The 11928-nt window shown below is 61.4% G+C and carries 10 protein-coding genes and 3 tRNA genes; 6 read left to right on the top strand and 7 right to left on the bottom strand.

What is annotated here, in order from left to right:
• Positions 1 to 28 precede the first annotated feature (28 nt).
• Positions 29 to 113, bottom strand: a tRNA-Leu gene (locus AC07P1_RS16820).
• A gap of 153 nt (positions 114 to 266) precedes the next feature.
• On the opposite strand from AC07P1_RS16820, the gene AC07P1_RS16815 reads away from it, so the two are divergent.
• Entirely contained in the window at positions 267 to 1064 is a 798-nt protein-coding gene (locus AC07P1_RS16815) for a substrate-binding periplasmic protein (RefSeq protein ID WP_494696899.1), read from the top strand.
• A 61-nt stretch (positions 1065 to 1125) separates the two neighbouring features.
• On the opposite strand, the gene AC07P1_RS16810 is transcribed toward AC07P1_RS16815, so the two are convergent.
• Positions 1126 to 1210: transfer RNA gene (locus AC07P1_RS16810), tRNA-Leu, on the bottom strand.
• 233 nt (positions 1211 to 1443) lie between these two features.
• On the opposite strand from AC07P1_RS16810, the gene AC07P1_RS16805 reads away from it, so the two are divergent.
• Positions 1444 to 3084: an ATP-binding protein gene (locus AC07P1_RS16805; RefSeq protein WP_494696898.1), complete on the top strand. Its 1641-nt coding sequence runs from the start codon at positions 1444 to 1446 to the stop codon at positions 3082 to 3084.
• Positions 3085 to 3148: 64 nt separating this feature from the next.
• On the opposite strand, the gene AC07P1_RS16800 is transcribed toward AC07P1_RS16805, so the two are convergent.
• Positions 3149 to 3233 (bottom strand) — tRNA-Leu (locus AC07P1_RS16800).
• Positions 3234 to 3578: 345 nt separating this feature from the next.
• Between AC07P1_RS16800 and rnr the strand changes: the two genes are divergently transcribed.
• The 4 genes from rnr to AC07P1_RS16780 all read left to right on the top strand — a co-directional run bounded on the left by rnr (position 3579) and on the right by AC07P1_RS16780 (position 8394).
• Entirely contained in the window at positions 3579 to 6080 is a 2502-nt protein-coding gene (rnr, locus tag AC07P1_RS16795; RefSeq protein ID WP_494696897.1) for a ribonuclease R, read from the top strand.
• A gap of 3 nt (positions 6081 to 6083) precedes the next feature.
• Positions 6084 to 6827: a 23S rRNA (guanosine(2251)-2'-O)-methyltransferase RlmB gene (rlmB, locus tag AC07P1_RS16790; RefSeq protein ID WP_209718812.1), complete on the top strand. Its 744-nt coding sequence runs from the start codon at positions 6084 to 6086 to the stop codon at positions 6825 to 6827.
• Positions 6828 to 6961: 134 nt separating this feature from the next.
• Complete coding sequence (gene cysE, locus AC07P1_RS16785; RefSeq protein ID WP_315212445.1) at positions 6962 to 7708, top strand: serine O-acetyltransferase; 747 nt, start codon at positions 6962 to 6964, stop codon at positions 7706 to 7708.
• Between the two features lie 11 nt (positions 7709 to 7719).
• Positions 7720 to 8394 carry a YceH family protein gene (locus AC07P1_RS16780; RefSeq protein WP_494696896.1) on the top strand — a complete coding sequence of 225 codons (675 nt, stop codon included), beginning with the start codon at positions 7720 to 7722 and terminating at the stop codon, positions 8392 to 8394.
• 159 nt (positions 8395 to 8553) lie between these two features.
• Here AC07P1_RS16780 and AC07P1_RS16775 read toward each other — a convergent pair whose 3' ends face one another.
• From AC07P1_RS16775 to AC07P1_RS16760, 4 genes are all read right to left on the bottom strand, one after another.
• Entirely contained in the window at positions 8554 to 9504 is a 951-nt protein-coding gene (locus tag AC07P1_RS16775; RefSeq protein WP_494696895.1) for a hypothetical protein, read from the bottom strand.
• On the bottom strand, positions 9501 to 10358 hold the full coding sequence (locus AC07P1_RS16770) for an ABC transporter ATP-binding protein (protein WP_494696894.1): 858 nt from the start codon (positions 10356 to 10358) through the stop codon (positions 9501 to 9503). The genes AC07P1_RS16775 and AC07P1_RS16770 overlap by 4 nt, the downstream gene beginning before the upstream one ends.
• Positions 10355 to 10726: a GntR family transcriptional regulator gene (locus AC07P1_RS16765; RefSeq protein WP_494696893.1), complete on the bottom strand. Its 372-nt coding sequence runs from the start codon at positions 10724 to 10726 to the stop codon at positions 10355 to 10357. Before AC07P1_RS16765 ends, AC07P1_RS16770 begins: the two co-directional genes overlap by 4 nt.
• Positions 10727 to 10835: 109 nt before the next feature.
• Positions 10836 to 11546: a DUF72 domain-containing protein gene (locus tag AC07P1_RS16760; RefSeq protein WP_494696892.1), complete on the bottom strand. Its 711-nt coding sequence runs from the start codon at positions 11544 to 11546 to the stop codon at positions 10836 to 10838.
• Positions 11547 to 11928 lie beyond the last annotated feature (382 nt).

The raw sequence follows: 11928 nt of genomic DNA, 5'->3' as shown, positions 1-11928 counted from the left end.
ATGGAGCTTTTTTGCGTATCCGGTAGAGTGGTGCCCACGGAGGGACTCGAACCCCCACACCTTGCGGCACATGGACCTGAACCATGCGCGTCTACCAATTCCGCCACGTGGGCACTGAACTGCTTGCTACTTTTTGCTTCCCGCTGCGTGTTCTGCAACAGAGGCCCGAATCTTAAAGGAGGGCTGTCGCCTCGTCAATAGCAAATTTGGTGCTTGGGCGAAATTCTTTGATTTGAAAGTTGCGATTGTTTCACTACAATCAATTCATGAATGATAGTCGCTCCCTTTGCCTGCTGGCCCTTGTTTCCATCCTGTCGCTGCCGTTGGCCGCGAAGGAGACGCAGGTCGTCACGCTGATCGCCGGCGAGTGGGTGCCCTACCTCTCCGAATCCTTGCCGGACAACGGTCCGGTAGCGCGCGTCGTCACCGAGGCGTTCGCACTGGAAGGTATCACTGTGAAGTATTTGTTCCGTCCATGGAACCGGGCATATGCCGAAGCCGCCCAGGATCTGGCCCACGGCACGCTGGTCTGGAGCATGTCCGGCAAGCCGACCGACCGCACCCGTCGCTTCCATCAAAGCGCGGTGCTGTTCTATGGCCAGTCGGTGTTCTTTCACCGAAAAAATTTTCCCTTCCAATGGCGCGGCGAGCAGTCGTTGAAGGGCCTGCGCATGGGCGGCACGGCCGGCTATGAGTATTTTTTCGATAGAAGCCCGCTGCTGAACATCGACAAGACGGCCAGCACCGACGCGCAGAATTTCCATAAGCTGCTGGCGGGGCGCTTCGACGTGTTTCCGCTCAACCTGGATGTCGGCTTGTCGATCATGAAGACCGACCTGACGCCGCAGGAGGCCTCGGTGCTGACGTGGGACCCGCGCCCCTACAACATCGCCCACTACCATATTTTGTTCAACAGGAAGAACCCGGCCAACAAGCGCCACGTGGCGCTGTTCGACCGCGGCTTGAAGCGTTTGCGCGAGAGCGGCCGCTACGATCAAGTCATGCGCGGTTTCACGCAGAAGGGCAAGCTTGGCAGCTTGGAAAAAGAGATGCGGGCGCAGTGAGCAATGAAAAAAGCCCCCGGTACGCCGTAAGGCTGACCGGAGGCTTTTTTGCGGAATTTTGTGGTGCCCACGGAGGGACTCGAACCCCCACACCTTGCGGCACATGGACCTGAACCATGCGCGTCTACCAATTCCGCCACGTGGGCACTGTACTGCTTGCTGCTTCTTATTACTGCTGCGTGTTCTGCAACAGAGGCCAGAATCATAAGCGGGCCGCTGACCGCAGTCAAGGGAGAAACCATTTTTTTTGTGAAAGAAATTCGCGCGCCACAACGGGCGCGGTGGCGGCGGGGCGGGGCGGATTTCGCGCTTGCTTGTTCAGTCGCACTTTCGTAAGCTCCAGTTTGCCCGCTCGGCATCCAAGCATACGGAGACAGTAATGGAGATGTTGAACAACTGGTTTAACAGTCAGGGATTTATGCCGCACGGCCACTGCTTTTTGTGGATACCGTCCATCCTGTGGACCAGCGTCATCGCCGACGCGCTGATCGCATTGGCGTATCTGACCATCCCCGTCACGTTGATCTACTTCATACGCCGCCGCCGCGACATGCCGTTCAACTGGATGTTCATCGCCTTCGGCGTGTTCATCCTCGCCTGCGGCAGCACGCACGTGGCCGAAATCTGGGTGGTCTGGCGCCCCGACTACGTGCCGCTGGTGATCCTCAAGGCGATCACGGCGGTCGCCTCGGTGGTGACGGCGATCGCGCTGGTGCGGCTGGTGCCGGTGGCCTTGCTGATTCCCAGTCCGGCGCAACTGGCCGCCGTCAACGCCGAACTGCTGCAAGCTAATCGCGATCTGCGCGCGGCGATGGAGCGCGCCGAAGTGGCCAACCGGGCCAAGAGCGCGTTCCTGGCCGCGATGAGCCACGAGCTGCGCACGCCGCTCAACGCCATCCTCGGCTACACGCAAATCCTCAAGCGCGACAAGCAGCTGTCGCCGTCCCAGCAAACCGGCCTCGGTACGATCCATCAAGGCGGACACCACCTGCTGGCGCTGATCAACGACGTGCTGGACCTGTCGCGCGTGGAGGCGGGCAAGATGGAGTTCCATCCCAAACCGGTGCGGCTGGGCGAGTTGCTGACGGTGGTCGCCGACATCATGCGCGTGCGGGCCGAGCAGCGGCATTTGCATTTCGAACTGGAGCTGGCCGGTGGCCTGCCGCTGGCGATCAGCGTTGATGAGACCCGGCTGCGGCAGGTGCTGTTGAATTTGCTTGGCAACGCCGTCAAATTCACCGATCACGGCGCGGTGCGCCTGCGGGTTTCGCCCGCGCCCGCGCCGGTCCCGTTGGTCGCGGCGGCGGACGGTTCGGCCGGCGTTTCCGCCGTGCCCGGGGTGGCGGCCACGGCCCATTTGCGCTTCGAGGTATTGGACGAAGGCGTGGGCATCGACGCCTCCCAGCTGGACATTATTTTCGATCCGTTCGAGCAGGTCGGCGACGCCGCGCGGCGCGCCGGCGGCACCGGCCTGGGTTTGGCGATCAGCCGTCAACTGGTGCGCCAGATGGGTGGCGATGTGAACGTGGAGAGCGTGCCCGGACGCGGCAGCCGTTTCTGGTTCGACGTGCCGATGCCGGTGGTGGACGCGCCCGGCGCCGCCGCCGGTGGCGACGAGATTCCCAGCGGCTACCTGGGGCCGCGTAAAACCTTGCTGGTGGTGGATGACGTCGCCACCAACCGCGCCTTGCTGCGCGACCTGCTGGGCGCGCTCGGTTTCCGCATGCTGGAGGCCGACAACGGCGTCGCCGCGCTGCGCCAGGCGAAAATCGATCCGCCCGACCTGGTGTTGATGGACATGGTGATGCCGGATATGGACGGCATCGAAACGACCCGAAGACTGCGCGCCGAGCCGGATACCGCCAGGACGCCGGTGCTGATCATCTCGGCCAGTTCGACGCCGGAGGAGGGGCAGCGCGCGATCGCCGCCGGCGCCGACGCCTTCCTCAGCAAGCCGGTCGACGAGCATGCGCTGCTTGGCGAAATCGGCGCCCGCCTCAATTTGCAGTGGATAAAATGACGAGGCAATGAAAAAAGCCCCCGGCGCGCCGTTAGGCTAGCCGGAGGCTTTTTTGCGGAATTTGTGGTGCCCACGGAGGGACTCGAACCCCCACACCTTGCGGCACATGGACCTGAACCATGCGCGTCTACCAATTCCGCCACGTGGGCACTGATACTGCTGAACAACAACTGCTATTATAGCGACAGGGTGAGTTTCGCGCCAGATGAACTTTCGTTCCATACTGCGCATCAACCCGGTCTAGCAGTTTCTCGGTTAAACTTTTGTTTTTCAACATTGTCGCTGCGAGAGACCAAGATTATAGAGCAATCCTGCGCAATGTCAAACACCAAATTTGGAATATGTCTGAAAAATCCTGCAGAAGGGCGCCCAATTAGGCTATCGCGGCGTTTCCAAGTACACTACGCCTGTCGTCGTGTCATATATATGCACCCGACGATTTTGCCAGGCCGGATTTCCTCTGAACACTGTCAATAACAACTACAGAAATACTTTTGAACCAAACTACCCACACCATTCCCAGCCGGGAGGAAATTCTCGGCATCTTCCGCAGCGCCAAGGCGCCGCTTGACCTGCTCGCAGTAGCGAAGTCGCTCAAAGTCGCCAATGACGCGCAAGCCGTGCTGTCGCGCCGGCTCAACGCCATGCAGCGCGACGGCCAGATCGTCGCCGACGACACCGGCCACTTCTCGTTGGCGACGGAGACCGGCTTCGTCGCCGGCCGCGTCAGCAGCCACCGCGACGGCTTCGGTTTCGTCATCCCGGACGAGCCGGGCGAGGACCTGTTCCTGCCCGAGAAGGAAATGCAGAAAGTGCTGCACGGCGACCGCGTGCTGGCCAAGGTCATCGGCGTCGACCGCCGCGGCCGGCCGGAAGGCACCATCGTCGAAGTCGTCCAGCGCGCCAACACGCACGTCATCGGCCGCCTGCTCAACGAAAACGGCACCTGGATCGTCGCGCCGGAAGACCAGCGCATCGCCCAGGACATCCTGATCGAAGGCTCGATCGGCAAGGCCAAATCGGGGCAGGTCGTCAGCGTCGAGCTGACCGAGCAGCCGATGCGCTTCAAGCAGCCGGTCGGCAAGATCGTTGAAGTGCTGGGATCGCTTGACGATCCGGGCATGGAGATCGAAATCGCCGTGCGCAAGTTCGGCGTGCCGCACATCTTCTCGGACGCCGCGCTCAAGCAGGCCAACAAGCTGCCCGACGTGGTGCGCGAGATCGACCTGGCCGACCGCGTCGACCTGCGCGACATCCCGCTGGTGACCATCGACGGCGAAGACGCGCGCGACTTCGACGACGCGGTCTACTGCGAGCCGGTCAAGATCGGCCGCGCCAACGCCTACCGCCTGATCGTCGCCATCGCCGACGTCAGCCACTACGTCAAGCCGAACGACGCGCTCGACACCGACGCGCTCGAACGCAGCACCTCGGTCTACTTCCCGCGCCGCGTGATTCCAATGCTGCCGGAAAAACTGTCCAATGGCCTGTGCTCGCTGAACCCGGCGGTCGACCGTTTGACCCTGGTGTGCGACGCCGTCATCACCGCCAAGGGCGAGATCAAGGCCTACCAGTTCTACCCGGCCGTGATCCACTCGGCCGCGCGCCTGACCTACACCGAAGTGGCCGACATCCTCGGCAACACCAAGGGACCGGAGGCCGCGCGCCGTCCGGGCATCGTGCCGCACCTGCTGAACCTGTACGACGTCTACCAGGCCTTGTTGAAGGCGCGCAGCGAACGCGGCGCGATCGACTTCGAGACCACCGAAACGTACATCGTTTGCAACCCGTCGGGCAAGATCGAAAAGATCATCCCGCGCACCCGCAACGAAGCGCACAAGCTGATCGAAGAATGCATGTTGACCGCCAACGTCTGCGCGGCCGACCTGCTGATCCGCCACAAGCATCCCGGCACCTACCGCATCCACGCCAGTCCGACCGCTGAAAAGCTCAAGCAGGTGCGCACCTTCCTCAAGCAGGTGAACCTGAACTTGAACGGCGGCGACAAGCCGACCGCCGGCGATTACGCCGAGCTGATGCGTCAGGTCAAGGAGCGTCCGGACGCGTCGCTGCTGCAAACCATGCTGCTGCGTTCGATGCAGCAGGCGGTCTACTCGCCCGACAACATCGGCCACTTCGGCCTGGCGTACGAGGCGTATGCCCACTTCACCAGCCCGATCCGCCGCTATCCGGACTTGCTGACGCACCGCGCCATCAAGGCCATCCTGCTCGGTAAAAAATACGAGCCGAAGATCCCGTCGACCAGCGTGCTCAACACCAACGTCTCGAACGCCACGCGCAAGCAGCAGGCCAAGGACAAGGCCGACGGCAAAGAGAAAAAAGCCGCCGTCGACCTGACCGTGTGGGACGCGCTGGGCGTGCACTGCTCGGCCAACGAGCGCCGTGCCGACGAAGCGTCGCGCGACGTCGAAGCCTGGCTGAAGTGCTACTTCATGCAGGACAAGCTGGGCGAGGAATTCACCGGCATCATCACCGGCGTGACCAGCTTCGGCATCTTCGTGCAGCTGGATCAATTGTTTGTCGAAGGCATGGTGCACATCACCGACCTCGGCACCGACTACTTCCAGTACGACGACGCCCGCCACGAACTGCGCGGCGAGCGTAGCGGCAAGAAGTTCCAGCTGACCGACCGGGTCGATGTGCAAGTCGTCCGCGTCGATCTGGAATCGCGCAAGATCGATCTGCGCCTGGCCGGCGTCGACGCGCCGCCGCCGCGTCCGGAGAAGCCGTCCAAGGATCGGAAGGGCAACATCAAGCCGGGCCCGACGACGTCGCAGCGGCACGAGGTCAAGACCACCGCGCCGAAGTCGGCGCCGTCCAAGCCGTCGCAATCGGCCCAGCCTTCCGCCCCACAGCCGGCCGCCAAGCCGGCGTCGCGCTCGCGTGGCGGTCGCGGCAAAACCAATGCCGCGGCGAGTGCCGCGGTAGCACCCCGAGCAGCGAAGCCTGCCTCAAAAAGTAAGAAGAAGCGATAAATAATGAAGAACAAAATGATTTTTGGTTTCCATGCGGTGACCTCGCGTTTGCGTCATGAGGCCTCATCCGTGGAAGAGATTTTCATCGACGCCACGCGCGACGACCGCCGCATGAAGGATCTGGTGGCCAACGCCAAGGCGGCCGGCGTGCGCGTCATGCCGGTCGACTCGGCACGGCTGGACAAGATCGTCGGCACCCGCCGCCACCAGGGCGTGATCGCCTTCGCCTCGCAGCTGGCGCTGGCGCGCAACCTCGATGAACTGCTCGACGCCATCGAAGGCCCGCCGCTGCTGCTGGTCCTCGACGGCATCACCGACCCGCACAACCTGGGCGCCTGCCTGCGCGTGGCCGACGGTGTCGGCGCGCACGCGGTCATCGTGCCGAAGGACCGCGCCGTCGGCCTGAACGCCACGGCCGCCAAGGTCGCCAGCGGCGCGGCAGAGACCGTGCCTTACATCACCGTCACCAACCTGGCGCGCACCCTGCGCGACCTGAAGGACCGCGACATCTGGCTGATCGGCACCTCCGACGACGGCGAAAAAGGCTTGTACGAAGCCGACTTCACCGGCCCGACCGCGCTGGTCATGGGTTCGGAAGGGGAGGGCATGCGCCGCCTGACGCGCGAGACCTGCGACATGCTGGTCAGCATCCCGATGTTCGGTTCGGTTGAAAGTTTGAACGTCTCCGTGGCCTCCGGCGTCTGTCTGTACGAAGCGCGCCGCCAGCGCCTTGCCAAGGAAGCTTAAACAGCATCCCGGCAAAGCAGTTCCGGCGGCCCGCTTCGAGGGCCGCCGTCTCTACCCCTCCAAGTCTGCCGCTTCTTAGCAACCTCCAACCGGATGCGCTAACATGGGCGTTTCGGTTGTCATTCCGTACAGCTATGTTCAACCACCTGCGACAAGACATTAACAGCATCATCGAACGCGACCCCGCCGCCCGCAACACCTGGGAGGTGCTCACTTGCTATCCCGGCCTGCAGGCGATCGTCATGCACCGCTGGGCCAGCTGGTGCTGGTGGCACGGCATGAAGTGGCCGGGCCGCTTCATTTCCTATCTGGCGCGCGTCATCACCGGGATTGAAATCCATCCGGGCGCCACGATCGGCCGGCGCGTCTTCATCGACCACGGCTTCGGCGTGGTCATCGGCGAGACGGCCGAAGTCGGGGACGACTGCACCATCTACCAGGGCGTGACCCTGGGCGGCACCTCGCTGCACGCCGGCAGCAAGCGCCACCCGACGCTGGCGCGCGGCGTCATCGTCGGCGCCGGCGCCAAGGTGCTGGGCGGCTTCACGGTGGGCGAATACGCCAAGGTCGGCTCCAACGCCGTGTTGCTCAAGCCGGTGCCGGCGGGCGCCACGGCGGTCGGCAATCCCGCGCACATCGTGCAGAAGGAAGCGGCGGCGCCGGTCAGCGCCACCGCGCACCTGTTCTCGGCCTATGGCGTCACGCCGAACGGCGACGATCCGCTGTCGAAAGCGCTGCACGGCCTGATCAACCACGCCGTCCAACAGGAACAGCAGATCGAGCGCATCCTGGCAGTGCTGAAGGCTGCGGGCTTGCCCTGTCAGGGAGTAGCCGAATGTGATAAATTGAATTCCGACCAATTAAACAAGCTCGTCGAATAAGGATAACGGACATGGAATCACCCGCAGGCGCAGAAATACTGGACCCGTTTGAAATCCGCGTGCTGGCCGTGCTGGCCGAAAAGGAAGCGCTCACGCCGGACAACTATCCGCTGTCGCTGAACGCGCTGGTCAACGGCTGCAATCAATTGTCGAGCCGCGATCCGGTGATGTCGATCTCGGAGGAAACGGTGGCCGACGTCTTGCAGCGGCTGATGCAGCGCAAGTACGTCAACGGCATTACGCAGGCGGGCGCGCGGGTGACCAAGTACGAACACCGGATGCGCATCAAATGGTCGCTGGAGCAGGACAAGCTGGCGGTGCTGACGATCCTGATGCTGCGCGGTTTGCAGACGGCGGGCGAGATCCGCACCCGTACGGGGCGCTTGCACGACTTCAAATCGGTGGCCGACGTCGAGCAGGCGCTGCAATTCCTGATCGACAAATATCCGCCGCTGGTCTCCAAGCTTGCCCTCGCGCCCGGCACCAAGGAACCGCGCTACGGCCAGTTGCTGGGCGGGGAAGACGCGCTGGCACGCGAAGAAACGGCGGCCGGCCTGGGCGGCTCGGTCAGCTCCGCGTCGTCGGGCGGCCGGGTCGCCGCGCTGGAGCAGGAAGTGCAGCAACTGCGGCGCGACTTCGAAGACCTCAGCGCCCAGTTCGCGGAGTTCCGCAAACAGTTCGAGTAGCAACTCCGGGGTCAGGTCCACCATTTCTACACGGGCTGGTCGGTTAGACCTTCGGCGCTCACAATGCAGCAGGGCGTGGCGGTCGAAAATCGGCCTATGCCCGTGCTACTGTTGAAGCCGTGTAGAATTGGTGGACCTGACCCCGGAGTTGTTTGCAGGTCAGCCTTCCTCGCGGCGGCGGCGCATCCAGATGGCCACCGCTATCATGGCGGCCCCGGCGGCGACGCCGATCCACACATTGGCGTTGCCCAGGGTCGACCACGACTCGCCGAAGATCTCTTGCGCCGGCAACCGCTGCGGCACGTTCTCCGTCAAGATGCGGGCGTCGTCAAACAGCAGCCACGCGCCCGGCACCACGCTGAGCAACAGACGGCAGACGATATTGCTGACGAACCAGGCCGAGTCGATGCCGATGTGCATGGCTTTCTCGGCCCACAACAACAATAGCGCCGTCACCAGCGGCGTGCCGACCGCCCACAGGAATACCTTGGAGCGCGCCATGCTCGACACCATCAGCAACCAGCCTACCGTCGGCAGCGCCCACATCACGTACAAGGGGAGCAGACCGAGCATGCGCAGCGGCGTCAAGTAGAGGTCCGGCGTGAGGAACAGTTCGCCGAACACATTGGTGCCGTGCGTTAGCAACAGGAAGGCGCCGATCAGCAGGATCAGCAGCGACAGCACGAAGCCGATGCCCAGCGTGATCAGCGGCGCCACGACGGCGGCGAGCAAGACCTTCGACAGCACCGTCATCGAGTCCGACACCGGCAGCGATTTCCAGAACAACAGACTGCGGTCGCGCCGCTCGTCGTGCAGCGCGCCGAGGCAGTAGAAGAACACCAGCACGCCAAGCACCAGCAGCACCGGCGCGGAAGAGGCCATGTACGCCTGCGCCATTGTTTCGACGACTTGGGTGCGCACCTTGCCCTCCAGGGTGACGGACAGGATTTGCGATGGCGAACCGTCGCCGTTGATGCTGATGTTTTTGTCGAACGTGGCCGCGACCAGCGCCATCACTGCGACCAGCGCGGCGATGACGGCCGGCGCCCACACCAGCATGCCCTTGTGTTCCCACATTTCGCGCTTGATCAGCCATTTCATGGTTCTCATGCGTAGGTTCCTTTCATGGTGGCGACAAACAGATCGGCGACGCTGGGCGTGCGCAGCTCGCCGAAGTTCGCCAGTTGCTCGCGCGATACCCCGTCAAACAGCATGATGGATTTGCCGAACACGGTACGCTGGGTCATCGGCTGCAGCGCGTTGGCGGCGCCGATGAACGGCCCCTCGACCATGACCTCGGTGAAGCGCTCGCCGACCTCATCCATCGTCGCGGCCAGCGAGATCTTGCCGTCCTGGATGAACATCAGATCGGTCAGGATGTGCTCGACCTCTTCGATCTGGTGCGTCGTGATGACGATGGTCTTGTTCTCGTCGAAATAGTCCTCCAGCAGGTTCTGGTAAAACTGCTTGCGGTACAGGATATCCAGGCCCAGGGTCGGCTCGTCGAGCACCAGCAGCTTGGCGTCGATGGCCATGACCAGCGCCAGGTGCAACTGCACCACCATGCCCTTGGACATGGCCTTGACCTTCATATTTGGATTCAACTTGGTGATGGCCAGATACTTCTCCGCCTTGCTGCGGTCGAAGCGCGGATGCACGCCTTCGACGAAATCGATCGCATCCTTGACCTTCAGCCACTTCGGCAGGATGGCGACGTCGGCGATGAAGCACACCTCGTTCATCAGCGCATCGCGCTGGGTGCGCGGGTCCATGCCGAGCACCGACAACTCGCCGTCGAACTGGGTCAGTCCCAGCAGGGCTTTGAGCGTGGTGGTCTTGCCCGAACCGTTGGGGCCGATCAGGCCGACAATGCGACCTGCCTCGACCGTGAAAGTGACGCCGTCCAGCGCGGCTTGCTTGCCGTATTTTTTGCTGAGGTTGGTCGCGGTGATGATGGCGCTCATGCCGCACCTCCCGGTGTGGCGGGCTTGAGCAGCGATTCGGGTTCCAGGCCGAGGCGGCGTATGCGTTCGAGCATCGCCGGCCATTCTTCGCGCAGGAAGCGTTCGCGTTCGCTGGCCAACAGTTTTTCGTGGGCGCCGTCAGTAACGTACATACCTAATCCCCTTCTTTTTTCGACTAAGGTTTCGTCCACGAGCTCTTGATAGGCCCGCGATACGGTAATCGGATTGAGTTGATAATCGGCGGCAACCTGCCGGACCGAGGGCAGGGCGTCGCCCGGCTTGAGGACGCCATCGAGCATCATGCCGATGACCTTGTCCTTCAGTTGCCGGTAGATCGGAGCGTTGTCATTCCAGCCTATCGTGGACATACATGTGGTCCCCTTGATGTGTGTTAATGAAGTGGTGTTGTAGTGAACTATAACAGTGGCCCCGAAAAAAGCAAGCAAAAAAAGCAAGCCAATCTGCCCGCGATGCGTCCTACCCGAGTTTGGCCATCAATTCGAGCGCGTTGGGTAGCGCCGCCCCGGACGCGGTGTTGTCGAAGATGCACCAACCCGGGTGTTTTTTTAGATAATCGGCAACTTGATTCAGATATTTTTCTTCATACGGTGAGTAATAAATTCGCGGACTGCCGTGCAGACGCGCGTAAATCATGTCGGTGGTCGGCACGAAAACGCCGGCTTGACCCGCTGGCGGGTCGGCGATGACCCGTGTCACCCGATGACGTTTCATCAACTCCGTCGCCTCGTCGCCGAACCAGCTGCCATGTCTCGCCTCACAGGCGAGGGCGCATTTGAAGCTGTCGTGCAGACGATCAAAGAACCGGTCGGCAACTTTCAGGTCGAAGACCAAGCTCGGCGGCAATTGCACCAGAATGCACCCGAGTTTTTCGCCCAGCGCGCCTGCCTCGGACAAAAAAATTTTCAACAAATCATCAATGTTAAATAGTTTTTGATAATGTGTGATGCTCCGGGGTAACTTCACAGAGAAACGGAACCCATCCGGCACGCTTTCGGCCCAGCGCGCGTAGGTCGAGGCCTGGTGCGGCTTGTAGAAGGATGAGTTGATTTCGACCGCGTTCAGTACGGTCGCGTAACGCTGCAAATGGCTGCCTTCGCCAGGAAATTGGGATGCGGACTGCCGGTCGATCCCCCATCCCGCGCAGCCAATACGTATATTTGAAATCATTATTATTAACTCCCCGTTCAAAAAAGAACACATTGGTTCATTTTAAGAGTTTTATGCAATCAACGGCGCCCAATTCACGGGATTGGCCGGACCAATTAACTGATCATTTTTCTGATTATTTAAGGTTACTAGCAATTCTATATTTTCCTAATATATCTGGTATATGGATTATTTATTATTCGTTCCGGCTAAGTAGAATACCGTACTTGACATATTAATCGGCACCACATTGGTGCATTCGACAAAAATGACAATAGGAAAGTATTGTTTAAAATATGAATTATTGAACAATGTTGGCATCCGCGAAAACTCCGTGCTATATTGTTTTCACCGCTGAAGCCTTTGGTTGTCATACTCCGCGCTGTTATCAATCACGATAGCG

This window comes from Duganella sp. GW821-FHT07F09, assembly GCF_059418705.1.
The sequence above is the reverse complement of the archived record's forward strand: the minus strand, read 5'-3'. Positions and strand labels throughout refer to the sequence as shown.